We start from the raw sequence: 25,580 nt of genomic DNA, 5'->3' as shown, positions 1-25,580 counted from the left end.
CCGACCTCAGCCTTGATATTGTCTTGAGCCTGGAGATCGGCGCGGTTGTGGTCGCCAGCCGGTGCCTGTTGCGGCGGCCCAGCACTACCGGCCGAAGGCGAGAGCGTGCCCACGGCAGAGGGAAGAGCAAAAACATCCAGCAGAAGGGACCGTGCGAACCCGTCTGCCGGGCATGGCCAGACACTATGGGGCATGAATGACGCGCTTTATGCCGCTGCGCCCCTCAGAAAAATATCAAGGCGTGCCGACTGGCACTTATCGGCCGCATCAAGGAGGGCGGCGGATATCAAGGTTTTATCAAGGTGCTCGATGACGCATTAGTCAGCTGCTTGTTTTTAAAGTGTTTTTATCGACTTCGGTCGCCCGGTCGAAAAAGTTCACTCATGTTTTTATCCCTTAGCTGGTCTTTATGTTTTCCGGGGCCGAGGAGCCTAGTCTGTGGCCATTGGTTGGCGGGAGGCTCCGCCAAGCGTGTGTTTGATGCCTTAATATCGACCCGGAGATTTTATGTCCCTAGATACGAGCAAGAAGATCGGCCTTGTCGCCTGTACAGGTGTGGTGGCCGGCAACATGATGGGGAGCGGTATTGCACTGCTGCCCTCGGCCCTGGCCACCATAGGTTCCATCTCTGTGTTCAGCTGGGCCATCTGCCTGGTCGGCGCCATGGGGTTGGCCTTCGTGTTTGCCCGCCTCGCCACCAAGAACCCGCAAGAGGGCGGCCCCATCGCCTACGCCGGCGAGATCTCTCCGGTGTTCGGTTTCCAGACCGGGGTGCTCTACTACCACGCCAACTGGATCGGCAACCTGGCCATCGCCATTACCGGCGTCTCCTACCTCTCCGTGTTCTTCCCCATTCTCAACAGCCCGATCCCGGCCGCCGCGGCCACCATCGCCGCCGTCTGGATCTTCACCTTCGTCAACCTGCTTGGCGGCAGCTGGGTGAGCCGGCTCTGTACTTTGGGTCTGGTGCTGATCCTGCTGCCGGTAGTGGGTACTGCCGTGATGGGCTGGGGTCACTTTGATGCCACCGTCTACAGCCAGAACTGGAACACCACCAGCGGCAGCGACCTGCATGCGGTCATCAGCGCCGTGCTGATCTGCCTCTGGTCCTTCGTGGGCGTGGAGTCCGCCGCCGTCTCTTCCGGCATGGTGAAGAACCCCAAGCGCACCGTACCGCTCGCCACCATGCTGGGCACCGGTATCGCTGGCGTCATCTACATCCTCTCTACCCAGGTGATCAGCGGCATGTTCCCGGCCGGTGAAGTGGCTGCCTCCGGTGCCCCGTTTGCCATGGCCTCTTCCGCCATCTTCGGCAGCTGGTCTGCACCGTTCGTCTCCGCCTTCACCGCCCTGGCCTGCTTCACCTCGCTGGGTTCCTGGATGATGCTGGTGGGCGAGGCGGGCAAGCGTGCCGCCCACGACGGCAACTTCCCGAAAATCTACGGCGAAGTGGACAAGAACGGCGTCGCCAAGAAGGGTCTGATCCTGGGCTCCCTCAAGATGACTGCGCTGATGGTCGGCCTGACCGCCTTCACCTCCCAGTCCGCCCACGCGGCCGATCTCTTCAACGTGCTGACCACAGATGCGGTGCTGCTGACCATGCTGCCTTACTTCTACTCCAGCATTAACCTGATCCGTTTTGAAGGCATGACCTCCCGCAGCATCGGCGCCATGATCTTCTCCGGTGTCGCCTGCGTGTTCTGCCTGGTGGCCCTGATGGGGGCCAAGGGTTCCAACCTCACCGCTACCTTCGTGGTGTCGCTCATCATCCTGATGTTCTACGCCAAGAAACAGGGTCTGCGTCAGCACGACGCCCTGCTCAAAGAGCAGACCAGCCACTAATTCCGTTTTCCTTTTCCGAGCGCTCTTCACTCACCATCCCTGATGGAGAGCGCCCCTTTACGTGTGGAGCATTACGATGAATATCATTGCCATCCTCAACCACCTGGGCGTTTTCTTTAAAGAAGAACCCATTCGCCAGCTGCAAGCCTCCCTCGAGCGCAAGGGTTTCGAGGTTGTTTATCCGGTCGACGTCGCCGACCTGCTGAAACTGATTGAGAAGAACCCCCGCGTCTGCGGCGCCATCTTCGACTGGGACAAATACTCGCTGGGTCTGTGCAAGGAGATCCACGATCGCAACGAGAAGCTGCCGATCTTCGCCTTTGCCAACGACCAGTCCACTCTGGACATTCACCTGACCGACCTGCGTCTGAACGTCCACTTCTTCGAGTATCGTCTCGGCATGGCCGACGACATCGCCCTCAAGATGGGTCAGGCCACCCAGGAGTACCAGGACGCCATCCTGCCGCCCTTCACCAAGGCGCTGTTCAAGTACGTGGAAGAGGGCAAGTACACCTTCTGTACCCCGGGCCACATGGGCGGTACCGCCTTCCAGATGAGCCCGGCCGGCAGCATCTTCTATGACTTCTATGGCCCGAACGCCTTCAAGGCCGACGTCTCCATCTCCATGCCGGAGCTGGGCTCCCTGCTGGATCACTCCGGTCCGCACAAGGAAGCCGAGGAGTACATCGCCCGTACCTTCAACGCCGATCGCTCCTACATCGTCACCAACGGCACCTCCACTGCCAACAAGATCGTCGGCATGTACTCGGCGCCGGCCGGCAGCACAGTGCTGGTGGATCGCAACTGCCACAAGTCGCTCACTCACCTGATGATGATGAACGACGTGACTCCGCTCTACTTCCGTCCGACCCGCAACGCCTACGGCATCCTGGGCGGCATCCCGCAGAGCGAATTCAGCCGCGAAACCATCGCCGCCAAGGTCGCCGCCACCCCGGGTGCCCAGGCGCCGCGCTACGCCGTGATCACCAACTCCACCTATGACGGCCTGCTCTACAACACCGGCTTCATCAAGGAGGCGCTGGACACCCCTTACATCCACTTCGACAGTGCCTGGGTGCCCTACACCAACTTCAGCCCGATCTACGAAGGCAAGTGCGGCATGAGCGGCGAAGCCATGCCGGGCAAGGTGTTCTATGAAACCCAGTCCACCCACAAGCTGCTGGCGGCCTTCTCCCAGGCCTCGATGATCCACATCAAGGGCGATGTGGAGGAAGAGACCTTCAACGAAGCCTTCATGATGCACACCTCCACCTCGCCGCAGTACGGCATCGTGGCCTCTACCGAGATCTCCGCCGCCATGATGCGTGGCAACACCGGCAAGCGGCTGATCAAGGACTCCATCGATCGCGCCATCTCCTTCCGCAAAGAGATCAAGCGTCTGCGCGAGCAGAGCGAAGGCTGGTTCTTCGACGTATGGCAGCCGGACGACATCGACACCGTCGAGTGCTGGAAGCTGGATCCGAAAGATGACTGGCACGGTTTCAAGGACATCGACGATGACCACATGTACCTGGATCCCATCAAGGTCACCCTGCTGACCCCGGGCATGGGCCGCAATGGTCAGCTGCTGGAGAACGGCATCCCGGCTTCGCTGGTCTCCAAGTTCCTGGACGAGCGCGGTATCGTGGTGGAGAAGACCGGCCCCTACAACCTGCTGTTCCTGTTCTCCATCGGTATCGATCAATCCAAGGCGATGCAGCTGCTGCGCGCCCTGACCGAGTTCAAGCGCGGTTACGATCTGAACCTGACCATCAAGAGCATACTGCCGAGCCTCTATCGCGAAGACCCGAGCTTCTACGAAGGGATGCGCATCCAGGAGCTGGCCCAGCGCATTCACGAGCTGACCAGCAAGTACCGTCTGCCGGAGCTGATGTTCAAGGCGTTCGACGTACTGCCGGAGATGAAGATGACCCCGCACGCCGCCTGGCAGCAGGAGCTGGCCGGCAACGTGGTGGAAGTGCCGCTGCGCGACATGGTGGACCGCATCAGCGCCAACATGATCCTGCCGTACCCGCCGGGAGTACCGCTGGTGCTGCCGGGCGAGATGGTGACCCAGGATTCCCTGCCGGTGCTCGAGTTCCTCGAGATGCTGTGCGAGATCGGGGCCCACTACCCGGGCTTCGAGACCGACATCCACGGCCTCTATCGTCAGGCCGATGGCAGCTACACCGTCAAGGTGCTGCGTTAAGCGAGAGTGACAACAACGGGCCGCAAGGCCCGTTTTTCCCATCTGGGTTCATCCATTTTTTTGCGAGTCAGCATGAAGCGAGTTCTCTCCATCCAGTCCCACGTGGTGTTCGGCTGTGCCGGCAACAGCGCCGCCGTGTTTCCCATGCGCCGCATGGGGCTGGAGGTGTGGCCCGTCAACACGGTGCAATTTTCCAACCATACCCAGTACAGCGCAGGCTGGCAGGGGATGGTGATGCCAAGCGGTCATATCCGCCAGCTGATGGCGGGGCTGGCCGACATCGGCGTACTGGGGCAGTGCGATGCGATCCTGAGCGGCTATCTCGGCTCGGCCGAGCAGGGGGAGGAGATCCTGGCGGCGGTGGCTCACCTCAAGGCGCTCAATCCGAACGCCCGCTATTTTTGCGACCCCGTGATGGGGCATCCCGACAAGGGGTGCATAGTCGCGCCCGGCGTAGCCGATTTTCTGAAAAACCGGGCGCTGGCCTGCGCCGACCTGCTGGCCCCCAATCTGCTGGAGCTGGAGCAGCTGACCGGCCGCGAGATCTGCAATCTGAGCGAGGCGCTGGCGGCTTGCCAGCAACTGCGTGAAGGGGGAGTGGAGCTGGTGATGGTCAAGCATCTGGGCCGCGCCGGCTTGAGCCTGGACCGGTTCGAGATGCTGCTGGTGTGTGAAGAGGGGGCGTTTCATATCTCGCGCCCCCTCTATGAGTTTCAGCGTCAGCCCATCGGGGTGGGGGATCTGCTGAGCGCCACCATGCTGGCCAACCTGCTGGCGGGCTTCACGCCGGTGGCGGCGTTCGAGCGCACCAATGCCAGTGTGGATGCGGTGCTGGCCCAGACCTGGCTGGCGGGCGCCTACGAGCTGCAGCTGGTGGCCGCCCAGCAGGCGATGGTCGAGCCCGAGATCCGCACCTGTGCCCGCCGGCTGCCGGCCTGATGGCGGCGCTTAGCCGGCGCGCCTGGCCAGTTGCACTTGTTGGCGCGCGCCAAGCGGTTTGCGACCGGGCCGGCTCAGCGGGGCACAGGCCAGCTTGAGGCGGCGCCACTCGCGCCACAGCAGCCAGCACAGCGGCAGGGTCAGCAACACCACAGTGGTGGGCTGGGCCAGCAGCACGCCGTCCCGGCCCCACCAGAGCGGCAGCATGAAGATCAGCGGCAGCAGCAGCAGGGTCTTGGCGGCCGAGATGAGCAGTGCCTGGCGGGTACGGGCCATGGACTGCAACAGCACGATGCCGAACATGATGATCCCCTCCAGCGGGATGGCGCCGAGGTTGAGGGTCAGGCTGCTGATGGCGGCCGCGAGCAGCTCGCCATCCTGATCGCCGGTGTAGAGCATGGCCACCTGGCGCGGCAGCAGCTGGATCAGCAGCCAGACCGCCAGACCGTAGACGAGCGTGATCTTGAGCCCCATCTCCATCAGGAACTTGAGGTCACGATGGCGTTTGGCGCCGGCCGCCTGGCTGACCAGCGGTTGAATGCCGAAGGCCAGCCCCTGCAGGATGACGATGAACACCGCCTCGGTGTAACCAGCCACGGTAAAGCCCGCCAGATCTTTGACCGAACCGTGCACCATCAGCTGGCTGTTGTGCAGCAGCAGCAGCAGACCGAGGTTGAACTGGGCGATCAGGCTCGGCAGGCCGGTGAACAGCAGGTTCGGCATGGCCGGGAAGTCGGGCACCAAGTGGCGCCACTCTATGCGCAGCTTGGCATGGCGGGTAAAGAAATAACCCAGCCCGAGCAGGCTGACGACCCCTTCCGAGATGAGGGTAGCCTGCGCCGTACCGATCAGTCCCAGCCCCAGCCGGCCCACCATGATGTAGTTGAGGATGATGTTGAGGATGGCGCCACTGCTCACCAGCAGCATGGCGAGACGGGGGCGGCCGTCGTTGCGCAGCAGATAGGGTACCGCCAGGTTGCAGGCCAGCAACAGGGTGCCGCCACCGATCCAGTAGAGGTAGTCACTGGCCTGTTGCCAGGTGTCGGTACCCTGTTTAATGCCCAGTGCCAGCAGGATGTCGACGTGCCAGTAGTGCAGCAGCAGCGGCGCCACGGCGCCCAGCAGCCCCAGCAGCCAGAGCGCATTGACCAGCGCCTGGCGGGCCAGACCGAAATTTCTGGCACCCTGCTGGAAGGAGATGGCGGTGGCCGCCCCCATGCTGATCATGGCGGCGAGACCGATCAGCACCATGATGACCGGGTAGACCAGGTTGATGCCGGCAAGGCCGGCGGCCCCCACGTAGTGACCGACGAAGATGCCATCGACCAGGTAGTAGGCGCCGGATACCAGCATGGCCATGATGGAGGGGAGGGCATAGCCCCAGAAACGGCGGGTCATCGCCCGCTGGCGCAGAGTGAAGTAGGCAGACATATCTGTTCTCTTGGGGAGTTCGATTATCGAGCAGATAGTCTAGATTAATATTTTTTTATCGATAATCCGGTTTCTACTTGATGAATTGATGAGTCATATTCATCAATCAGCGTGGCTGGTAGTGTCCCTTAAGCATGTCGATGAGGGCGCGCAGCCCGTTGCCCAGCTGATGGCGACTGGGATAGAAGAGCGAGAAACCGACGAAGGTGGGGCACCAGGGCTCCAGCACGCTCACCAGGGTACCCTCGGCCAGCTGCCTGCTCACCTCCTCTTCCAGACAGTAGGCCAGTCCCAGCCCCGCCTCGGCCGCTCCCAGGTAGAGGGCCGGCGTGCTGGTAGTGAGCGGCCCGGTCACTTCTATCTCCAGCATGGAGCCCTCCTCGCCGGCAAAGGCCCAGCGATAGTGATGGGAGGGGGTGAGCCGATAGCCGATGCAGGCGTGCCGGGTCAATTCGCGCGGGTGCTGCGGGGTGCCGTGCTCGGCCAGATAGGCGGGGGCGGCCACCACCAGATAGCGCTGGGGTGGGCCGAGCGGTACCCCGATCATCTCCTTGGGCAGCAGATCCCCATAAAAGAGGGCGGCGTCATAGCCATCTTCGATGAGGCGCGGCATCAACTCCTGCTCCACCACCTCCACCTGCATGCGCGGGTAACGCACCATGTAATCGATCAGCACCGGGGCCAGCAACTCATCGATGGCGCCGCGCGGTGCGCTGATCTTCAGCCTTCCTACCGGTTCGTCGCTGTGACGGGCCAGTTCACCCAGCGCACTCTCCAGATGGCTCAAGGTCGGCAGCAACTGGGTCAGAAGGCGCTGACCCGCATCTGTGGGTACCACGGCGCGGGTACTGCGATTGAGCAGCCGTACCCCCAAACGGGTCTCCAGCCCTTTCAGGCTGTGGCTTAGGGCGGAGGCAGACACGCCGAGTTCGAGGGCGGCCTTGCTGAAACTCTGGTGGCGGGCGACGGCGGCAAACACCGCCAGTTCGGCGAGATCGGTACGGGTGATGGCCATATTAATTCAGCGAAAAAATGTTGAGCAACAGGGTACGTCAGCGGACGGCGGGGCACAACCTGAGCAACAAATGAGCGAATGTAAGCAATTTGTTGTACCTACAAGGATATAGATACGGGTGAAACTACCTCTATTTGTTAACGGCTGTTCACAAAATTGGGCTCGTAACGTGATCTCTGACGCCAGAAAGGCGATTCCAGTCAAACTTTGGTTGATTAATTCAAAAAAACACTGTGATCGCTAAGGGGATTTAATTAGAGTCAGCGCATCGGAACAAAAGCGTGTTAGCGAGTTGTAAAGTCTGACGCGTTTGTGGCCCTCGGGCCTATGACCCGCCGGCTTGTTTGTTGCAATTTGGTTGTTACATGGAGTGATGACCAGCTTGCCGGGCCGACGGGATGAGAATAACAGGGATGGACTGCAGGAGTTCCAGGGAGATGGAACAGGGCATTGCGCCCGGTTGACTAGAAATTTTCTATTTTCCTTGATGACAGGAACACCCCTATGTCTGACATGAACATTGCAGTAGAAGGCAGCTTAGCCAGTAATGCGTCTTCCCGTGGCATCAACAAGGCCGATGTGGTCTGGATGCTGGGTCTGTACGGTACCGCCATCGGTGCCGGTGTACTCTTCCTGCCGATCAACGCCGGTGTAGGTGGTCTGTGGCCGCTGGTTGCCATGCTGGTCCTGGCCCTGCCGCTGACCTTCTTCGCACACCGTGGCCTGACCCGCTTCGTGCTGTCCGGCTCCACCCGTGATGGCGACATCACCGAGGTAGTAGAAGAGCACTTCGGCAAGACCGCAGGCAAGTTCATCACCCTGCTCTACTTCTTCGCCATCTACCCGATCCTGCTGATGTACTCGGTAGCCATCACCAACACCGTCGAGAGCCTGATGGTGCACCAGCTGGGCATGACTGCACCTCCCCGTGCCATCCTGTCTCTGGCGCTGATCTTGGGTCTGATGGCGATCGTTCGCCTCGGCGGCCAGGTTATCGTCAAAGCGATGAGCGTGCTGGTATTCCCGTTCGTGATCACCCTGATGGGCCTGGCGCTCTACCTGATCCCGCACTGGAACGGTGCCATCATCACTGAAGCTCCGGCGCTGGGTGATGCCTTCAACGGCGACTTCCTGAAGACCCTGTGGCTGGCCATCCCGGTCATGGTGTTCTCCTTCAACCACTCCCCGATCATCTCCTCCTTCGCGGTGGACAACAAAGGTCGTTACGGTGAAGGTGCCGAGAAGAAGTGCAGCAACATCCTGCTGGGCGCCCACGTCATGATGGTGATGACCGTTATGTTCTTCGTATTCAGCTGCGTACTGAGCCTCTCCCCGGCTGACCTGGCTGCTGCCAAGGAACAGAACATCTCCATCCTGTCCTACCTGGCCAACCACTTCGACAACCCGGTTATCGCCACCGTGGCTCCGCTGATCGCCATGGTTGCCATCAGCAAATCCTTCCTGGGTCACTACCTGGGTGCACAAGAGGGCATGAACGGTCTGATGGCCAAGTCCCTGCGTGAGAAAGGCAAGAACGTTGACGTCAAGCAACTGAACAAAGTGACCGCAGTGTTCATGATCCTGACCACCTGGGCCATCGCCACCATCAACCCGAGCATCCTCGGCATGATTGAAGACCTGGGCGGCCCCATCATCGCGATGCTGCTGTTCCTGATGCCGATGTACGCCATCACCAAGGTGCCGGCCATGCGCAAATACGCTGGCAACATCAGCAACGTGTTCGTGACCATCATCGGCCTGATCGCCATGTCCGGTATCATCTACAAGCTGATTGCCTGATAACACGGGTTACCCGCTTGAATGAAGAAGCCGCCTCGCAAGAGGCGGCTTTTTTTATGGCCGGGATTCAGGGCTGGGCGTTGTCGATGTTCTCCGCCTGCCAGAGGGCGTAGCCCTTGCCGGAGGCAGTGGTGGGCAGGTCAATCTGCATCAGGTCATTGCCGATGACGAAGGGGCCCGAGTGACTTGCGCTCAGGCTCTGCGCCAGATCCTTCACCCCGATCTGGCCGTTGAGGCCGATGTGGCTGAACACGGTCAGCGCCGGTTTGGCTTCATTCATTACCCGGGCGACCTGCTCGGGGGAGGCGAGGTGACCAGCGATCGCCCGGTAGCCCGGGTTGGCCTTCATGCGGACGGCGGAGGTCATGGAGACGCAGTGCACCAGCAGATCGGCCCCCTTGGCCTCTTTCACCACCTGCGGGCTGTAGCGGGTATCGCCGGATAGCACCACGCTGTGGCCGTGGTAGTCGATGCGATAGCCAAACGATGGCTTGATGTTGACCCCGTGGTCGTTGTCAAAGGCGGTCACCTTGACCCCATCCTGGTCGTAGACCACCCCGGCGGTCACCTCGTGGCTGTTGATCTTCACCCCGTCCAGCGGCGTCCCCTCATCCTTGACCCGGGTGGCGATATCGGTGGCGTAGGCCTGCTGCAGGCCGCTTGCGAGGGCATTGGTGCCTTTGGGCCCGTAAAGCTCCATCGGCGCGTGGCGCTGGCCATAGGCCGGTTGCAGCCAGCCGGTCAGCCAGAGATCCGCCAGCCCGTTGGTGTGATCCGAGTGGAAGTGGGTGAGGAAGAAGGCGTTGACCCGGCCGATGGGGATATGCAGCTGCCACAAGCGGGTGGCGGAGTTGCGGCCAAAGTCGAACACCAGCTTCTGGTTGCCCGCCTCGACCAGGGTGCTGTAACCGCCGCGGCTGATCTGGGGCACCGGGGTGCCGGTGCCAAGCAGGCTGACCCGGAAGATATCGGGCTGGGCTTGAGTCGCGGCCAGGGTCGCGCTGACGGGGGCGTTCTGCTGCGGGTTGATAAAGCTGCTCTCGGCAGCCTGGCTGACACCGGTGGCCAGCAGACCGACCAGCAGGGCGGCCAGATAGGTACTTTTCATGGATGTATGTCCTGATGGGTGAGGTCGCTGATCACTATATTGGCAACCAAAAGTGCGATAAATTGGCCAAAAACCATTTCTTACTAAACTTTTGATTGTGAATGTGGGCCGCTTGCTGCGGGCCAAATGGCCCCGGAACGGGGCAAAGGAGGGGTTGTGGACCGATTGACCAGCATGCGCATCTTCACCCGGGTGGTGGATCTCGGCTCCTACAGCGCGGTGGCAAGCGAAGAGGGGATCAGCGCCCAGATGGTGGGCAAGCATGTGCAGGGGCTGGAGCAGTGGTTGGGGGGCAAGCTGTTTCACAAGACCACCCGCCAGCAGACCCTGACCGAGCTGGGCCAGCTCTTTCTGGCCCGCTGCCAGCGGGTGCTGGAGGAGCTGGCGCTGACCGAGTCGCTGACCCAGCACCTGCTGGCCGAGCCCGCCGGGCGGCTGCGCATCGCCGCCCCCTTAAGCTTTGGCCACCATCGGCTGGTGCCGCTGCTGCCCGCCTTTCTCGACCGTTACCCCAGGCTGGAGGTGGATCTGCAGCTTACCCCGCGCTGGGTCGATCTGGTGGAGGAGGGGTTCGACGCCGCCATCCGCACCCTGCGCCCGCAGGATGAAGCGCTGGTCGCCCGCCCGCTGCTGGCCCAGCACTACCGCCTCTGCGCCGCGCCCGCCTACCTCGCTCGCCACGGTGTGCCCCGTGATCCGGCCGATCTCGCTCGCCACCAGTGTCTGCACGGCAACTGGGGCGAGCACGAACGCTGGCAGTTTGTCGGGGGCGATGGCCAGAGCGAGGAGGTGCGGGTGGCCTCGCGTCTTCGCATCAACCACTGGCCGGCGCTGCTGACGGCAGCACTCACGGGGGCTGGCATCAGCTTGCAGCCCGCCGATCAGGTGCAAGAGCATATCGCTGCAGGGCGGCTGCTGCCCCTGCTCGATACCTACCGCATTCCGGACAAGACCCTCCATTTCATCTACCCGGCGGCGCGCCGGCAGGTGCTCAAGATCACCCTGCTGGGGGATTTTCTTGCCGAGGCGCTAACCGGACGCAGTGCCTGAATAAAGCGCTGCATATTCTTGCCATCGTGCTTAACAAAGGGGCGGGGGAGGCCTAACATGGCGGGATGTTTTTCTAGTCGGGACAAAAGGATATGTCTGGGTTGAAAAAGGATCTCGGGCTCTGGCAGGGAATGGGGCTGCTCGCCACCTCGCTGCTGGGGACCGGGATCTTCGTGGTACCGGCGACAGCCGCCTCGCTGGCGGGTGGGGCCTCGCTGTGGGCCTGGCTGCTGCTGATTGCGCTGGTGCTGCCGATTGCCTTTACCTTCGCTCGCCTCGGCCGCCGCTACCCCCATGCCGGCGGGGCGCCACACCTCATCGGCCTTGCCTTTGGCAACGGCGCCGAGCGCTTCTCCGCCTTCCTGTTTCTGGCGGTGTTGCCGGTGGGCTTGCCCGCCGCCCTGATGATTGCCGCCGGCTTCTGGCACGCCCTGTTCGATCTGGGGGAGTGGACCCTGTGGGGCATCCAGCTGCTCACTCTGCTCGGGGTATTTTTGCTGGGGCTGCGCGGGGCGCGCTCTTCCGGCAACCTGCAGTTGCTGATCGCGCTCGCCATTTTGGGGCTCACCCTGCTCATCTGGTTCAAGGGGGATATCAGCTGGCGCGACGCCGCCCGGCCGCTGCCGACGACGGACGAGTGGCCCGCCATGGCCACCGCGCTGGCGGTGATGTTCTGGTGTTTCGTCGGGCTCGAGGCCTTCGCCCACATGGGGGAGGAGTTCAAGCGACCGGAGCGGGATTACCCCATCGCCCTGCTCGGCGGGGTGCTGCTGGCGGGGCTCATCTACTGGGTGCACTCGCTGGTGGTGCTCAAATATGGCCTCTACGGCGATGAGGCGACCAACGCCACCGCCATTCCGGCCCTGCTCTTGCTGCTGTTCGGCCCCACCGCCAAGTGGTTGGTGGCGGTGCTCGGCTATTTCTCCTGCTTTGCCAGCATCAACATCTACCTGCAGGGATTTGCCCGGCTGATCTGGAGCATGGCGCGCGAAGGCAAGCTGCCGGTCTCGCTGGCCCGCCTCACCGCCCGCGGCGCGCCGCTGCGGGCCTTGAGTCTGGTGCTCGCCATCTGTCTGGTCTGCATCACCCTGATCATCTGGCTGCGACTGCCCCTCGATGAGCTGATCCGCTACGCCAACGGCAATTTCGTGCTGGTCTACCTGCTCTGCATGGCGGCGGGCTGGCGCCTGCTTGGCGGGGTGGGCAAGGGGCTGGCGGGAGTGAGCGTGCTGCTCTGTGCCCTGGTGCTGGTGGCGCTCGCCTCCCAGGTGCTCTATGCCGTCGTGCTCAGTCTGGGGTACGGCTGTTTCTCGTTGTGGCGGCGCAGACGCCGCCGCTCGGCGTCCGATGAGGGTGTCTGCGCCATCAAGTAACCCGAAAAAAAGCCCCGCAGTGCGGGGCTTTTTGTTGCAGGTCACAGGCTGGCGGGCAGGTCGCTGCGCAAGATGGCGTAGTGGCGCAGGGAGATGAAGCCATCCCCCTTGCGTTCGCACTCCCGCGCAGTGCCCTCGTAGTGAAAGCCCGCCCGCTCCAGCAGGCGGGCGGAGGGGAGGTTGGGCTCCTCCACCACCGCCAGCAACCGGTGCAGCTCGCTGGTGCGATAAGTGAGCGGCAGCCACAGCCGCAGCGCCGCGCTCATCACCCCCTTGCCCCAGTGTTCGGGATAGAGCCAGTAGCCCAGCTCGGCGTGCCGGTGAGTCGGGTCGGCATCGTTGTAACCGATGGCGCCGAGCGGTTCGCCCGTGTGCCGGTCACGAATGAGGTGCCAGGCGCCACGGCCGGTGCGGGTCAGCTCGGCATACCAATCCATCTGGGCCTGGCACGCCGTCAGGCTGTCGTAGCTGACGCCGTAGTAGGCGACGACCCGCGGATCCGACAGGCCGCGAAAGATGTGGGGCAGGTCGGCGTCGCTGACCGGATCCAGCCTGATGTGAGGTTGTTGCGTTGCTGTCATGGTAGCTCCTTGCGGCCAACCGGAGTTGGCCGCGAGTGGTGAGTCAAACAGGGATGGCTGGCAAAGCCGGTTTATGGCTCTGCTCATGATCCGACCAGCCCGAGCTGGTCGGTGAGCCTGGCCAGCTCGTCACGCCACTGCTGCTGCAGACGCGGGGTCTGGTGCCTGGGCTTGCGGGCCAGATCGGCGGCGAGCAGGGAATCGAGTTCATACCAGCGTGCCAGCAGCGCCTCTTCGTCATCCGCCGGGCCGGCCGGGGCCAGCCCCATGGCGGGGGTAGCCAGGCTTGCCTCGTCTGCTGCCGGCGAGGGCGCATCGCCGAGCAGCTCGGCATAGGCCCGCTCGGCGCTGTGAGCCTCCTGGATGCGACCGTCCCTGATCAGCCAGAAGCGGTTGCAGCTGCGCTCGATCAGCTCCCGGTCGTGGGAGACCAGCAGCACGCCGCCCGGGAAGGCGGCAATGGCCTCGGCCAGCTCCTCCTTGCCCGCCAGATCCAGGTGGTTGGTGGGTTCGTCGAGCCAGAGCATGTGGTGGCTGCCGAGCGACAGGGCGAGAAACAGCAGCCGTGCCCGCTCGCCCCCGCTCAAGCTGTGCACCTGCTGGCCGTGGCGGGTATAGGGGAAGCCCGCCCGGATCAGCGCCTGTCGCCGCGTCACCTCAGGCAGAGGGGCCAACGGGTACAGCGCGTCGCTCAGGGTGGCGTCGTCAGCGAGCTGCTGCAGGGACTGATCGTAATAGGCGATGCTGGCACCGGGGTGGCAGTACCAGCCTGCCTGCGGGCTCTGCGCGGCCAGTTCGCGCCAGCACTGGCGCAACAGGGAGGACTTGCCGGTGCCGTTGGCACCGAGCAGGGCGACCCTGTCCCCCGCCCGCAGCCAGAGTCCTTCGGCCCGCAGCAGCGGCGGCAATGCGGGTGCTGGCGATACGTCGAGGGTCTCCAGCCGCAGCAGGGTGTCGGCAGGCAGGCTCACTCCGCGCAGCTCGAGCCGCCAGGGGGCCAGCGCTGCCACCTGGCTCTGCTCCTCCTGCAGGCGGGCGATGCGCTTCTCCATGGATTTGGCCTGGCGCACCAGCTTCTCGTTGTCATGCTCCCGCCCCCAGATGGCGAGGCGTTTGCTGCTGGCGCTCAGGCGGTCGATCTCCTTTTGCTCGTCGGCCCGGCGTAGACGGGCCTGCTCATCCTCGGCGGCCAGCGCCACCCGGGCCTGGCTGCAGGGCAGGGCGAAGCGGTGCAGCTGGCCATCGCGCAGGATCAGGGTCTGTTCGGTGACCCGGTCCAGCAGGCGACCGTCGTGGGAGACCAGCACGAAGGCGCCGCGCCAGCCCAGCAGAAACTGCTCGAGCCAGAGCAGGGCGGGCAGATCCAGGTGGTTGCTGGGCTCATCGAGCAGCAGCAGGTTGGGTTGGCGCAGCAGGGCACGGCCTATCTGCAGCCGGCTGTGCTGGCCGCCGCTCAGCGCACTGACCGGCAGCGCGGCCTGGGCCTCCAGCTGCAGCTCGGCCAGCAGCTTGTCCACCTGCCATTCGGCGCTCAGGTCGTTGCCCAGCGCATCCAGCAGCACGGCGCGGGTGCTGAGGGTTGAAAGCCTGGCTGGCAGTTGTTGGGCCACGAACTCGCAGCGGCAGGCGGCCGCCTGCACGACCCGGCCGGCCTGGGGCGTGCGCTCGCCCGCCAGCAGTGCCAGCAGGGTGCTCTTGCCGCAGCCGTTGGCACCGACAAGGCCGAGCCGGTCGCCTGCGCGGATGCCGAGTTCGAGGTGGTCAAATAACGGAAGGTGCCCCGCACTCATCTGCAGGGAATGGGTACTCATCAGGGTTGTCATGCTCTTGCTCTCTTAAATCGCGGGATCAGAAATCCCTGCCATCAGGAGCGCTGGCGACAACGGCAGAGTCGAGAAAGGTCTCGGTATGGAAGGGAGTCGGCTTTGCTCGAACCCGCTATCGCAGCGCGATGGTATGCAGGCAAGAGCACGCGAATGTGCCGAACAGGCGAGCCGAGAACATCGGACACGCTTGGATAACCATTTTTTACCTCCTTGTGTTTCGTGATGGCACGGTGCGGCGATTATAAGCGCAGAAAAAATAACCGTCTATCCATGGCGGTGCCCTGCGGGTGAGGCGGGAAGGCGCTTTGTCAGCGGCGGGACAAAAAAACGCCCCGCTGGGCGGGGCGTGGTGATGGGGATGTCAGTCGCGCGGGGTCTTGAGCGCCTGGATCACATCTTCATTGGGGGCCAGCCCCTCCACGTGGTTGAAGCTGTCCAGCCCCTCCTGCGGGTTGATGGTGAAGGCGTCGGCGCTCAGGTAGCTGCCGCTGCCGGCACTTTCGACCACGACGATGAGCTCGGGCTGCTTGTCGCCGTTGAGATCCAGCAGCTTGAGCTCCTTGATACTGCCATCGCGCGGCAGCACCTTGCCGTCGATGAACTGATCCAGCGGGAACTGGGGGTTGGCGCCTGAGTAGAGGCGCACGTCGTAGCTGCCGGTGGAGGCAGGTTCGCCGCGCCCTTCGCTGACAGTCACTACCTGGCCTGAGGGGAGCGTCAGCTGTTTGAAGAACCCGTCCGCCGCCTGGCTGGCGAGGGGCAGGGTGAGCAGGCCGAGTGTCATGAGCAAGGCTTTCATCGGTTTGACCCTTGTTACTGCGGCGGCGGTTGCCCGCCACCTGTGTCACTGTGCGAACCGGCCGGGCAATCCCCGCCGGTTCGCGTCATCCGCCCCTCATCGGGGCGGTCATTACCAGATCTTGACCCGTTTGGCCGGGTCCAGATAGAGCTTGTCCCCCGGCTGGATCTTGAACGCCTCGTAGAAGGCGGGGATGTTCGGTACCACGCCGTTGACCCGGTATTCCGGCGGCGAGTGGGGATCCGAGGCGAGCAGCATCTGCATCAGCTCGGGGCGATACATGCCTTTCCACACCTGGGCCCAGCCGAGGAAGAAGCGCTGCTCGCCGGTGAAGCCGTCCAGCACCGGGGCCTCCTTGCCATCCAGCGACAGCAGGTAGGCCTTGTGGGCGATGGTGAGGCCGCCCAGATCGCCGATGTTCTCCCCCAGGGTGAACTGGCCGTTGACGAACTGCCCCTTGATGGGCTCGAAGCGGTTGTACTGGGCCACCAGCCGGCTGGTGCGGAAGCGAAACTCCTTGAGATCCTGGGGCGTCCACCAGTCGCGCATCACGCCGTCACCGTCGGATTTGGCGCCCTGATCATCAAAACCGTGACCCATCTCGTGACCGATCACCCCGCCGATGGCGCCGTAGTTGACCGCGTCATCCGCCGTCATGTCGAAGAAGGGCGGTTGCAGGATAGCGGCCGGGAAGACGATCTCGTTGTTGCTCGGGTTGTAGTAGGCGTTTACCGTCTGCGGCGACATGTGCCACTCGTCTCTGTCTACCGGCTTGCCGAGGCGCGCCAGGTTGTCGGCGTATTCGAAGGCACGGGCCCGCTGCAGGTTGCCCATCAGATCGTCGGCACGGATCGCGATGGCGCTGTAATCCTTCCACTTGTCCGGGTAGCCGATCTTGGGGCGGAACTTGGCGAGCTTGGCCTGGGCCTGGGCCTTGGTGGCCGGCGACATCCAGTCCAGCTCCTCGATGCTCTGGCCGTAGGCGGTGCGCAGGTTCTCCACCAGCTGCTCCATGCGAGCCTTAGCCTCTGGCGGGAAGTAGCGCTCCACGTAGAGCTTGCCTACCGCCTCGCCCAGATGATCGTCCAGTACGCCGAGGGCCCGCTCCCAGGGGGCGCGCTGCTTGGGCGTGCCGCTCAGGGTGGTGCCGAAGAAGGCGAAGTTCTGTGCATCGGTCTGGCTGTCGAGGTAGGGGGCGTAATCGGTGATGAGATGCCACTTGAGGTAGGCCTGCCAGTCGCCGACCGGAGTCTGCTGCATCACCTCGTTGAGGGCCGCGAGATAGGTGGGCTGGCCGATGATGAGGCTGCTCTGGCCGGCGAGGCCGGCCTGGGTCAGGTAGGTATTCCAGTCGATGGCGGGGGCGAGGCGTTTGAGCTCGCTCTGGGGCCCCTTGTTGTAGTTCTTCTCCCGATCCCGCAGGGTGACGTTGTCCCACTGGATCCGGGCGAGTTTGCTCTCAAGCGCCAGGATGCGTTTGGCCTTGGCCCCCGCATCCGCCTCGCCGAAGCGGCCCAGCATGGTGGCGATGTGCTGCTCGTATTTCTGGCGCAGTGCCTGGCTGGCGGCATCCGTCTTGAGGTAGTAGTCCCGATCCGGCAGACCGAGCCCGGCCTGGTAGAGGTAGACCGCATAGCTGTCCGGCGCCTTGGCGTCGGCATCGACCCAGAAACCGAACGGGGCGCCGCCGCCGTTGCGACCGCTCTGGGCGAAGGCCCGGGCCAGATCCTGAGGGCTGCGGATCTGCTCGATCTCGCTCAGCATCGGCATCAGCGGCGCCGTGCCCTTGGCGTTGCGGGTCGTCTGATCCAGATAGCTCTGGTAAAGGTCGTGGATCTGCTGGGCCGGTGTGCCGGCGGCGGCCTTGCCGTCCAGCCCTTCCACCAGCACCCGCACGTCCGCCAGGGATTTGTCGCGCAGCATGTAGAAGGCGCCGTCGGCGGGCCTGTCGTCCGGGATCTTGGCGGTGGCGAGCCAGTGGCCGTTCACGTAGCGGAAGAAGTCGTCACCGGGTTTGACGCTGGTGTCCATGTTGGCCAGCGCGAGGCCGGAGTGTTTGTCTGCGCCGTCCGGGGCCTGACTGCAGCCGGCCAGCAGGGCCAGCCCGACGAGGGCGGCCAGTATGCTTTTTTTGTTGTTCATTATGTTGGATTCCAATTCGGGTTATGCGGCTTCCTTGCCCACGCAGGGAGCGTCTCACTCTAGCAGTCGGGTTAGCGCTTGATAAGCCCGAGTCTGCTAAGATCGGCCTGGTCGTATTGGGGAAGCCTATGATTTCTCGTATTTATTCTCGTTTTTCTCAGACTCTGCCCGCGCCGGAAGGTTCCCGTGGTCTGCTGGTGGCCTTCAGCGGTGGGCTCGACTCCACCGTGCTGCTGGTGTTGGCGGCACGCTTTGCCCACGCCCACGGCCTTGCCCTGCGCGCTCTGCACGTCCATCACGGCCTGAGCCCAAATGCCGACGAGTGGGTGGCTCACTGCGAAACGGTGTGTCAGCAACTGGCGGTGCCGCTGCTGGTCGAGCGGGTGCAACTGCAGCGGGATAGTGGCGACAGCCTGGAGGCGCAGGCGCGGGAGGCCCGCTATCTGCGCCTTGCCGCTCAGCTGGGGGAGGGGGAGTGGCTGCTCACCGCCCACCATCAGGACGATCAGCTGGAGACCCTGCTGCTGGCGCTCAAGCGCGGCGCCGGCCTGCGCGGGCTGGCGGGCATGGTGCCGAGCCAGCCCTTTGCCGGTGGCCTGTTGCTGCGCCCCTTGCTCGAGGTGAGTCGGGCCGAGCTGGCCGAGGCGGCGGCCAGCCTCCCCTATGGCTGGGTGGAGGATGAGAGCAATCAGGATGAGAGTTATGACCGCAACTTCCTGCGCCAACGGCTCATTCCCCAGCTCAAGGCCCGCTGGCCCGCCATGGCCCAGACGGCGGCGCGCAGCATGGCGCTGTGCGCCGAGCAGGAGGCGCTGCTGGAGGAGCTGGCAGAGGCCGACTGGCGGCTGGCAGCGGCAGGAGAGGCGCTGCAGATCGCGCCGCTGCTGGCTCTGTCAGGCACCCGGCGCAACAACCTGCTGCGTTACTGGATCCGCCGCCAGGGGGGCGAGATGCCCTCCCGCGAGCAGCTCGGTCTGCTCTGGCAGGAGGTGGCGCTGGCACGGGAAGACGCCAATCCCCAGCTCAACTGGGGCGGGCAGAGCTGCCGCCGCTTTCAGGGGCGGCTCCATCTGGTGCGACCCGGGCTGCAGCCTCGCCACGAACAGCTGACATTGGCCGTGGGGGAGACGCTGATCCTGCCGGACGGGCTGGGGGAGGTGCGCTTGCTGCCGCGAGTGGAAGGCGAGGGGCTGCGACAGCCAAGGGCGGACGAGCCGCTGTCGGTGCGCTTCGGGGTGGCTGCCGGCAGCATGCTCAAGCCGGTAGGGCGTGGCGGCAGCCGGCGCCTCAAGAAGTTGCTGCAGGAGTACGGGGTTCCCTCCTGGCAGCGTGGCCGCATTCCCATTCTCTATTACGGCGAGCAGGTGGCGGCGGTGGGTGAGCTGTTCCTCTGTGACGGATTCATGACGCAGGGCGCCGGTCTGGACTGGCACTGGCTGCCGGCGGCGGCCTGTCAGCCTCCTGCCTGATCCTATCCGTTGCAAATGACAAGGCCGGCATATGCCGGCCTTGTCATATTCAGCGGCTGGCCGGTTCAGTCCAGCAGGCCGGCCTTGCCCGCCTTCTTGCGGGCATAGAGGTGGGCATCGGCGGCCTCGTACAGGCTGTGCACGTCCACCCCGGACTGCCAGCTGGCGGCTCCCAGGCTGCAGCCGACCGAGAAGGTGCTGAGCTCCTTGTGGATCATCAGCATGTGCTGCAGGCGCAGCCAGACCGGGCGCCAGGCCTCGGGTTCGGCGGGTTGCAGCAGCAGGGCGAACTCGTCGCCGCCGAGGCGAAACGCCTGATCCGTGCTGCGGATGCAGTGGGTCAGCAGTTGGGCGAAGCGGCTCAGCACCAGATCGCCAACCGGGTGACCCCAGGTGTCGTTGATCTGTTTGAAATTGTCGAGATCCAGCAGCACCAGTACCAGGCCGTGGGATTCCCGGCTGTGCTGCTCTACCGCCCGGCCGATGGCTTCGTCGAAGTAGGAGCGGTTGCCGAGCCCGGTCAGGTGATCGAGCCTGACCTGCAGCTCCAGCTGTGACAGGCGCAGATAGAGAGGCAGGGGCAGGCAGAGCAGCTGGTGATACTGCTGCAGGATCCGCTGCTGGCTGCCGCTCAGGGCATGTTCCAGGGTGTAGTGCAACTGGCCGATCAGCTGGCCATGCTGGCCGCGCAGCTCGAACGGGTAGCTGTGCAGGGTCAGGCTGGCCTGGGGCGGATGCTGGATCAGGGTGTGAGACTGGCCGCAGTCGAAGTGCAGGCTGTGGATCCGGACAATTCTTGCCGCACGATCGGCAAAGGTTGCCAGCAGGCTGCCGAGGTCCATCTGCACCAACAACAACTCGAGCAACTGGTTGCGATCCTGACTGGCCAGCGGCGTGAGCCGCTCCATCTGGCGAACCCACTGCTCGATGCCATGTCCCAGACCATTCAATGATGATGTGTTTTCCACGGTACAGCCCTCAAACAACCTACTTCCTGACACTTACTTGCAATCCTTGTGCCCAAAATATGTTCGATGCGAACAAGAGTGGCTGGCTAGGCTTAAGTAGATAAAAAGGGAGGAAATATTGTACGCAGATGTGTTGATCCTGCTGCTTGCCGCCGTCTTGTTGGTGGCGATTTTCCGGCGCCTCGGCCAGCCGGTGATCCTCGCTTACCTGCTTGCCGGGGTACTGCTCGGCCCCTATGGCGTCGCCGTGATCACCGGCCAGGCGATCATGCAGACCATCGCCGAGCTCGGCATCGTCTTTCTGATGTTCTCGCTCGGCCTCGAATTCTCGCTGCCCCGGCTCATCGCCATGCGCCGGCTGGTGATCGGGGTGGGTGGCCTGCAGGTGCTGCTCACGTCATTGCTGTTTTTCGCTATCGCCTGGTGGTGGGGCCTGAGCTTGCCCCAGGCGCTGGTGGTGTCGGGCACCCTGGCGCTTTCGTCCACTGCCGTGGTGATCAAGCAGCTGGGGGAGCAGAAGCAGCTGCACACTCGCCGCGCCCAGCTCGGGGTGAGCGTGCTGCTGTTTCAGGATCTGGCGGTGGTGCCGCTGCTGGTGATGATCCCCATCCTGGCCAGGCCCGAGATCCAGGGCAGCGCCCTGCTGGTGGAGATCGCCTGGGCCACCCTCAAGGGACTGTTTGCCCTGCTGAGCCTGCTGGCGGTGGGCAAGTGGCTGCTGCCGCTGCTGTTTCACGAGGTGGCACGGGCCCGCTCCGACGAACTGTTCGTGCTGAGCGCCCTGCTGGTGGCGTTGCTGGCGGCCTCGCTGACCCAGTGGATGGGGCTCTCCATGGCGCTGGGGGCCTTTCTGGCGGGCATGATGCTGGGGGAGTCCCACTATCGCCATCAACTGGAAGTGGACATCCGGCCGTTTCGGGACGTGCTGATGGGGCTCTTCTTCATCACCATCGGCATGGCCATGGACTGGCAGCGGGTGGCGCAGGACTGGTGGCTGGTGGCCACCAGCGTGCTCTGCCTGATCATGTTCAAGTCCCTGTTGGTGCTGCTGGCCGGCCGGCTGATGGGGGAGCGCAAGCGCGATGCCATGGCGGCGGGGATCATGCTGAGCCAGGTGGGGGAGTTCGGCTTCGTGCTGCTGGCGCTGGCCAACCACCACGGTCTGCTCGACCATCGGCTGGTCTCCCTGCTCATCGGCATCGGCGTCACCTCCATCGCCATGACGCCCTGGCTGGTGTTGCAGGCCCATCATCTGGCCCGCTCCCTCACCGATCCGGCCCTGCTCACCCGCTCCGAGGTTGCCCAGTCGGGCCTGAGCAAGAGTCAGCACGTGATCATCGCGGGCTTTGGTCGGGCCGGCCAGACCTGCGCCCGTTTTCTCAAGCAGGAGGAGATCCCCTTCCTAGCGCTGGATCTCGATCCGGAGCGGGTGAGCGAGGCCAAGTCGGCGGGGGAGCAGGTGGCGTTTGGCGATGCCAGCCGGCGCGACATCCTGCTGGCCGCCGGCCTGCTGCGGGCCCGGCTGGTGATCATCACCTTTGACGATCACAAGCGGGTGGAGGCCATGCTGGCGCTGATCCGGGAGCTGGCGGGGGAGGTGAAGGTGCTGGTGCGCACTCGGGATGACAGTTTTCTGGAGGCGTTCAAGCGGGCGGGCGCCTTTGCGGTGATCCCCGAATCCCAGGAAGGGGCCCTGATGCTGGTCTCCCACCTGCTGCTCAACTGCGACATCCCCATCGGCCGGGTGATCCGGCGCATGGAGCACGAGCGCAGCAGCCAGTACCGCTTTCTGCACGGTTTCTACTGGGGGGATCAAAGCGCCGGCAATCTGGAGACGGATCAGCTGCTCGAGCGGCTGCACCCCGTGCTGCTGCACGAGCAGGCCTGGGCGGTGGGGCGCAGCGTGCAGACCCTGGCGCTGGAGACGGTGCGGATCAAGGAGGTACAGCGCGGCGAGTTGCGGCTGGAGCCCAAGCCTGAGCTGGTGCTGGCGGCAGGGGATCGGCTGGTGCTGTTCGGCAATGGGGTGGCGGTGGAGCAGGCAGAGCAGCGTCTGCTGGAGGGGCGTTAGCCCTCCCTCAAGGTGTATTAATCCTTGCCACAGGTGAGTGAGTCGCTTGCGGGCGGGCGTGTCGGCCCACCCTCAAGGGCCCATTTCAGGCTTCGACCGGTACCATCTCTTCTATCCCCAGAAACGCTTCGACCCGCCGGCGCTCGTTCAGGGTGTCCAGGTAGCCCAGCTTGATCAGCTGCTGGCAGTAGCCGGGATAGAACATCAGGAAACTGGCCAGGCTGCTGGTCTCGTCCCCCGTCACTCCCAGTACCCGCAGCAGGCGGCGCAGGTGCACCGGCAGCTTGCGCAGATAGGCCAGCGCCAGCAGGTCGAGATCCTGGCTCGGCTTGAGCACGCAGGTCTCCACCCGTTTGAGTTTCAACCGGTTGCGCTCCCGCTCCGGGATGAGATCCAGAGTCTGGTTGATGCGCCACAACCGCTCCAGATCCGAGTTGAGAGTGTCGGTGAAGACGGTATCCAGCAGGTGGCTGGCGATGTTGGAGCTGGTCAGGTGGCCATGGTGGAAGGTGGGGGCCGTGTGCGCCGGCGGATCCAAGGTGATCAGCAGGATCCGCTCCGCCCCCAGGTGGATGGCGGGGCTGAGTGGGCTCAACTGATGGATGGAGCCGTCGCCGTAGAACTTGTCGCCGATGTGGGTGGCCGGGAAGACGAACGGCAGCGCCGAGGAGGCGAGCAGGTGATCCGAGGTGAGCAGGGTGCGCAGCCCGCGCCGTCTGGCCCGCTCCCACGGCAGGTGCTCGGCTCGCCCCTGAAAGAAGGTGGTGGAGAGGCCATCGTCGTAGTCGGAGGCGGTGATGGCCAGTGCCTCCAGGCTGCCATAGAGGATGTTGTCGTCGATGCGGTGATAGTCGATGAGCTGATCCAGCAGGCGGCGCAGCGGCGCGTTGTCGAACAGGTGAAAGGCGTGGTTGGTGTGGGGGTTGATGAGCCCGGCCGAGCCCTCATACATCAGTCGCCACAACAGGCGCCCCGGGTGAAAGTCGAAGATGTGGTGGGTCTCGAAGCGGCGCCAGACCCACTCCAGCTTGCGTACCCCCAGATGAAAGCAGGAGGCGTAGCAGGCCAGCGCGGTGACATTGATGGCGCCGGCCGAGGTGCCGCACAGGATGGGAAACGGAATGCCGAGATTGCGGGGATAGAACTCGGCGATCGCCTTGAGGGCGCCGACCTGATAGGCGGCGCGGGCACCACCACCGGTCAACAGAAGAGCTGTGTTGGGTTTGGCCATGATACTGCGCCTTATGCATGCCACTGGGGGTGTTGCCACCGAGCAATTTAACTATAAGACGCTGTATCAAATATAAAAACAGGCCTGCCAACCATTTTTTGCAGGCCCTTTTTGAGGCTGTTCAGTTGGCGCGGCGGGCGGCGCTCAGCTGATCGAACGCGGCGAATGCGGGGGCACTGGCGAGGATGCGGCCGTGGCCGAGGCCGCGGGTGCTCACCAGCCGGGTGCGACCATCCTGGGTGGCGCGCAGGGAATCACCGTGCGGGGCGAAGCGGTCCTCCTCGTCGTGCACTATGATGGCGGGCCCGCTGCGGCCGGCGAGCCGCCCCAGCGGATCGACCGTGCTCAAGGGGTGCTGGTACTCCTGCTCAATCTCCTTGACCACTGCATCGAACAGCCGGATGGAGTAGCCGGAGCGCGCCACCATGCCGTAGAGCTGGGGCACGTAGTCGAGCACCGGCGAGATGAGCAGCAGCGGCAGGGCATCCAGCTCGCGTCGGCGGCTGGAGAGGGTGACGGCGCCCCCCATGCTGTGGGCGATGACGCCCTGCAGCGGGCCGTATTCAGCCATCATCTTCTCCACCAGTTCGTCGAAGGCGCGCACGAAGCGGGGCAGGTGGCCGGTATGGCCGGCGCTGTGGCCGTGCGCCGGGTGATCGTAGGCAATGGCGGTGAAGCCCTGGGCCGCGATGTGGCTCATCAGCGGGTAGAACTGGCCGGCGCTGCCTGACCAGCCGTGCATCAGCAGCCAGACCGGCCCCTGGCCGAGTCGGTAGCTCATCAGGGTACCTTCGCTGGTGTGTACGGCCTGTTTGACCAGTCCGGCCGGCGCTGTGTCATCCCGCTGGTTGCGCTGGGGGGTGAGCAGCAGCTTGCTGGCGGTGCGCTTGGCATGAGCGGGGGCCAGGGTGTGATGCAAGCGGGTGCCAAGGCCAAGCAGCCATTTGCTCGGGCTGAAGCGGCGGGTGTTGAAGTAGATCTTGCTGCTCATGGTCATCCTGTGGTTTTTATGTGCGAACGGTCGTGCTTTTTTGTCGGTTTTAAAAAAGAGAGGTCAATCCATCAGCGCCAGCCATCCAGCAGCGTCTCCACTTCGGGCCAGAAGTGGCGGGCCGGATCCTGACACAGATCGAGGGCATTGAACACCTGATCCGCCAGATAGAGGCCATAGAGGCGATAGACGGCGCGCCAGGGATCCATGTCGCTGCGCCACTCGCCCTCGCTCTGTCCCTGCACCACCTGACGGGCCAGGTAGTCGAGCCAGAAGCGTACCAGCTGGCGGGCGGCCTGCTGCACCTCCCCCTCCTGGGCCGAGGTCCAGGCGTCGAGGAACATACAGCGGCCGGCGAAGCACTGGTTCCAGGCCAGCCAGGCCTGCAGCAGGGCCGTCAGCTTCGCTCGCTGGCTGCCGTGCTGCTGCTGGCGCACCGGCTGGATCACCCGCTCCCGGAACACCTCGGCGGCGTACTCCAGCACGGCGATCTGCAGGTTGTCGCGGGACTGGAAGTGGGCGAACAGGCCGCTTTTCGACATCTCGCAGGCGCTGGCAAGGGAGCCGATGGTGAGGCTCTCCAGCCCCTGCTGGCTCGCCTGCTCGAACGCAGTCTGCAAAATGTTGTCGCGGGTCAGCCGGCCCTTGCTCATCACACTCTCCTTCATTGACCGGGGCAGCATAAAGTACGACCGTGCTATTTGTCGAGCGGCGAATCGGTCTGCAAGAGGGGAT

19 protein-coding genes are annotated in these 25,580 nt (G+C 64.0%); 8 read left to right on the top strand and 11 right to left on the bottom strand.

Features of this window, described 5'->3' with window-relative positions; translation table 11 throughout:
* Positions 1–507: 507 nt before the first annotated feature.
* From cadB to pdxY, 3 genes are all read left to right on the top strand, one after another.
* Entirely contained in the window at positions 508–1,842 is a 1,335-nt protein-coding gene (gene cadB / locus C2U40_RS15610; RefSeq protein WP_024946039.1) for a cadaverine/lysine antiporter, read from the top strand.
* Between the two features lie 76 nt (positions 1,843–1,918).
* Positions 1,919–4,051, top strand: a complete 2,133-nt coding sequence (locus C2U40_RS15605; protein WP_011705110.1) for a lysine decarboxylase CadA — start codon at positions 1,919–1,921, stop codon at positions 4,049–4,051.
* 72 nt (positions 4,052–4,123) lie between these two features.
* The gene (gene pdxY, locus C2U40_RS15600) at positions 4,124–4,990 is read left to right on the top strand and encodes a pyridoxal kinase PdxY (RefSeq protein ID WP_039213392.1); all 867 of its coding nucleotides are present in this window, start codon (positions 4,124–4,126) and stop codon (positions 4,988–4,990) included.
* 9 nt (positions 4,991–4,999) lie between these two features.
* Here pdxY and C2U40_RS15595 read toward each other — a convergent pair whose 3' ends face one another.
* A complete protein-coding gene (locus C2U40_RS15595; protein ID WP_103827238.1) occupies positions 5,000–6,421 on the bottom strand; it encodes an MATE family efflux transporter in 1,422 nt (473 codons plus the stop codon).
* Between the two features lie 106 nt (positions 6,422–6,527).
* Positions 6,528–7,436 carry a LysR substrate-binding domain-containing protein gene (locus tag C2U40_RS15590; protein ID WP_045790426.1) on the bottom strand — a complete coding sequence of 303 codons (909 nt, stop codon included), beginning with the start codon at positions 7,434–7,436 and terminating at the stop codon, positions 6,528–6,530.
* A 504-nt stretch (positions 7,437–7,940) separates the two neighbouring features.
* On the opposite strand from C2U40_RS15590, the gene C2U40_RS15585 reads away from it, so the two are divergent.
* Positions 7,941–9,236, top strand: coding sequence for an HAAAP family serine/threonine permease (locus C2U40_RS15585; RefSeq protein WP_024946034.1), 1,296 nt, complete (start codon positions 7,941–7,943; stop codon positions 9,234–9,236).
* A 67-nt stretch (positions 9,237–9,303) separates the two neighbouring features.
* Here the strand turns inward: C2U40_RS15585 and C2U40_RS15580 are convergent, their stop codons facing one another.
* Positions 9,304–10,344 (bottom strand): MBL fold metallo-hydrolase, encoded by a 1,041-nt coding sequence (locus C2U40_RS15580; protein WP_103827237.1) that lies wholly within the window; start codon positions 10,342–10,344, stop codon positions 9,304–9,306.
* Between the two features lie 156 nt (positions 10,345–10,500).
* On the opposite strand from C2U40_RS15580, the gene C2U40_RS15575 reads away from it, so the two are divergent.
* A complete protein-coding gene (locus tag C2U40_RS15575; RefSeq protein ID WP_103827236.1) occupies positions 10,501–11,394 on the top strand; it encodes a LysR family transcriptional regulator in 894 nt (297 codons plus the stop codon).
* A 92-nt stretch (positions 11,395–11,486) separates the two neighbouring features.
* Positions 11,487–12,767, top strand: coding sequence for an L-methionine/branched-chain amino acid transporter (gene yjeH, locus C2U40_RS15570; protein WP_103827235.1), 1,281 nt, complete (start codon positions 11,487–11,489; stop codon positions 12,765–12,767).
* A gap of 41 nt (positions 12,768–12,808) precedes the next feature.
* Here yjeH and C2U40_RS15565 read toward each other — a convergent pair whose 3' ends face one another.
* The 4 genes from C2U40_RS15565 to C2U40_RS15550 form a co-directional block, all read right to left on the bottom strand.
* The gene (locus C2U40_RS15565) at positions 12,809–13,348 is read right to left on the bottom strand and encodes a GNAT family N-acetyltransferase (RefSeq protein WP_103827234.1); all 540 of its coding nucleotides are present in this window, start codon (positions 13,346–13,348) and stop codon (positions 12,809–12,811) included.
* A gap of 83 nt (positions 13,349–13,431) precedes the next feature.
* Positions 13,432–15,171, bottom strand: coding sequence for an ABC-F family ATP-binding cassette domain-containing protein (locus C2U40_RS15560; protein WP_103827233.1), 1,740 nt, complete (start codon positions 15,169–15,171; stop codon positions 13,432–13,434).
* 364 nt (positions 15,172–15,535) lie between these two features.
* Positions 15,536–15,973, bottom strand: coding sequence for a PliI family lysozyme inhibitor of I-type lysozyme (locus C2U40_RS15555; protein WP_016349890.1), 438 nt, complete (start codon positions 15,971–15,973; stop codon positions 15,536–15,538).
* A 111-nt stretch (positions 15,974–16,084) separates the two neighbouring features.
* Positions 16,085–18,115: a M13 family metallopeptidase gene (locus C2U40_RS15550; RefSeq protein ID WP_181014741.1), complete on the bottom strand. Its 2,031-nt coding sequence runs from the start codon at positions 18,113–18,115 to the stop codon at positions 16,085–16,087.
* A 128-nt stretch (positions 18,116–18,243) separates the two neighbouring features.
* On the opposite strand from C2U40_RS15550, the gene tilS reads away from it, so the two are divergent.
* Complete coding sequence (gene tilS, locus C2U40_RS15545; protein ID WP_103827231.1) at positions 18,244–19,584, top strand: tRNA lysidine(34) synthetase TilS; 1,341 nt, start codon at positions 18,244–18,246, stop codon at positions 19,582–19,584.
* Positions 19,585–19,649: 65 nt separating this feature from the next.
* On the opposite strand, the gene C2U40_RS15540 is transcribed toward tilS, so the two are convergent.
* Positions 19,650–20,570, bottom strand: coding sequence for a GGDEF domain-containing protein (locus C2U40_RS15540; protein WP_233768846.1), 921 nt, complete (start codon positions 20,568–20,570; stop codon positions 19,650–19,652).
* Between the two features lie 100 nt (positions 20,571–20,670).
* Here C2U40_RS15540 and C2U40_RS15535 point away from each other — a divergent pair, with 100 nt between their 5' ends.
* Complete coding sequence (locus C2U40_RS15535) at positions 20,671–22,623, top strand: cation:proton antiporter domain-containing protein (RefSeq protein ID WP_181014739.1); 1,953 nt, start codon at positions 20,671–20,673, stop codon at positions 22,621–22,623.
* Between the two features lie 85 nt (positions 22,624–22,708).
* Here C2U40_RS15535 and C2U40_RS15530 read toward each other — a convergent pair whose 3' ends face one another.
* The 3 genes from C2U40_RS15530 to C2U40_RS15520 all read right to left on the bottom strand — a co-directional run bounded on the left by C2U40_RS15530 (position 22,709) and on the right by C2U40_RS15520 (position 25,498).
* On the bottom strand, positions 22,709–23,854 hold the full coding sequence (locus C2U40_RS15530; protein ID WP_024946021.1) for a patatin-like phospholipase family protein: 1,146 nt from the start codon (positions 23,852–23,854) through the stop codon (positions 22,709–22,711).
* 121 nt (positions 23,855–23,975) lie between these two features.
* Complete coding sequence (locus tag C2U40_RS15525; protein WP_164927574.1) at positions 23,976–24,845, bottom strand: alpha/beta hydrolase; 870 nt, start codon at positions 24,843–24,845, stop codon at positions 23,976–23,978.
* Positions 24,846–24,916: 71 nt separating this feature from the next.
* The gene (locus tag C2U40_RS15520) at positions 24,917–25,498 is read right to left on the bottom strand and encodes a TetR/AcrR family transcriptional regulator (protein WP_017408581.1); all 582 of its coding nucleotides are present in this window, start codon (positions 25,496–25,498) and stop codon (positions 24,917–24,919) included.
* Between the last annotated feature and the right edge of the window lie 82 nt (positions 25,499–25,580).

The sequence above is a fragment of the Aeromonas sp. ASNIH4 genome (assembly GCF_002934425.1).
Classification (GTDB): Bacteria; Pseudomonadota; Gammaproteobacteria; order Enterobacterales; family Aeromonadaceae; genus Aeromonas; species Aeromonas hydrophila.
Note: the sequence above shows the minus strand (reverse complement) of the source record. Positions and strands in the feature narration are given on the sequence as shown.

Bases quoted from the DNA above. Each gene is read 5' to 3' on its own strand.
- C2U40_RS15520 (WP_017408581.1), bottom strand. From the start codon at position 25,498: ATGAGCAAGGGCCGGCTGACCCGCGACAACATTTTGCAGACTGCGTTC.
- pdxY (WP_039213392.1), top strand. From the start codon at position 4,124: ATGAAGCGAGTTCTCTCCATCCAGTCCCACGTGGTGTTCGGCTGTGCC.
- cadB (WP_024946039.1), top strand. From the start codon at position 508: ATGTCCCTAGATACGAGCAAGAAGATCGGCCTTGTCGCCTGTACAGGT.
- C2U40_RS15550 (WP_181014741.1), bottom strand. From the start codon at position 18,115: ATGAACAACAAAAAAAGCATACTGGCCGCCCTCGTCGGGCTGGCCCTG.
- C2U40_RS15595 (WP_103827238.1), bottom strand. From the start codon at position 6,421: ATGTCTGCCTACTTCACTCTGCGCCAGCGGGCGATGACCCGCCGTTTC.
- C2U40_RS15530 (WP_024946021.1), bottom strand. From the start codon at position 23,854: ATGGCCAAACCCAACACAGCTCTTCTGTTGACCGGTGGTGGTGCCCGC.
- C2U40_RS15605 (WP_011705110.1), top strand. From the start codon at position 1,919: ATGAATATCATTGCCATCCTCAACCACCTGGGCGTTTTCTTTAAAGAA.
- C2U40_RS15590 (WP_045790426.1), bottom strand. From the start codon at position 7,436: ATGGCCATCACCCGTACCGATCTCGCCGAACTGGCGGTGTTTGCCGCC.
- C2U40_RS15565 (WP_103827234.1), bottom strand. From the start codon at position 13,348: ATGACAGCAACGCAACAACCTCACATCAGGCTGGATCCGGTCAGCGAC.
- tilS (WP_103827231.1), top strand. From the start codon at position 18,244: ATGATTTCTCGTATTTATTCTCGTTTTTCTCAGACTCTGCCCGCGCCG.
- C2U40_RS15525 (WP_164927574.1), bottom strand. From the start codon at position 24,845: ATGAGCAGCAAGATCTACTTCAACACCCGCCGCTTCAGCCCGAGCAAA.
- C2U40_RS15585 (WP_024946034.1), top strand. From the start codon at position 7,941: ATGTCTGACATGAACATTGCAGTAGAAGGCAGCTTAGCCAGTAATGCG.
- C2U40_RS15560 (WP_103827233.1), bottom strand. From the start codon at position 15,171: ATGACAACCCTGATGAGTACCCATTCCCTGCAGATGAGTGCGGGGCAC.
- yjeH (WP_103827235.1), top strand. From the start codon at position 11,487: ATGTCTGGGTTGAAAAAGGATCTCGGGCTCTGGCAGGGAATGGGGCTG.
- C2U40_RS15580 (WP_103827237.1), bottom strand. From the start codon at position 10,344: ATGAAAAGTACCTATCTGGCCGCCCTGCTGGTCGGTCTGCTGGCCACC.
- C2U40_RS15555 (WP_016349890.1), bottom strand. From the start codon at position 15,973: ATGAAAGCCTTGCTCATGACACTCGGCCTGCTCACCCTGCCCCTCGCC.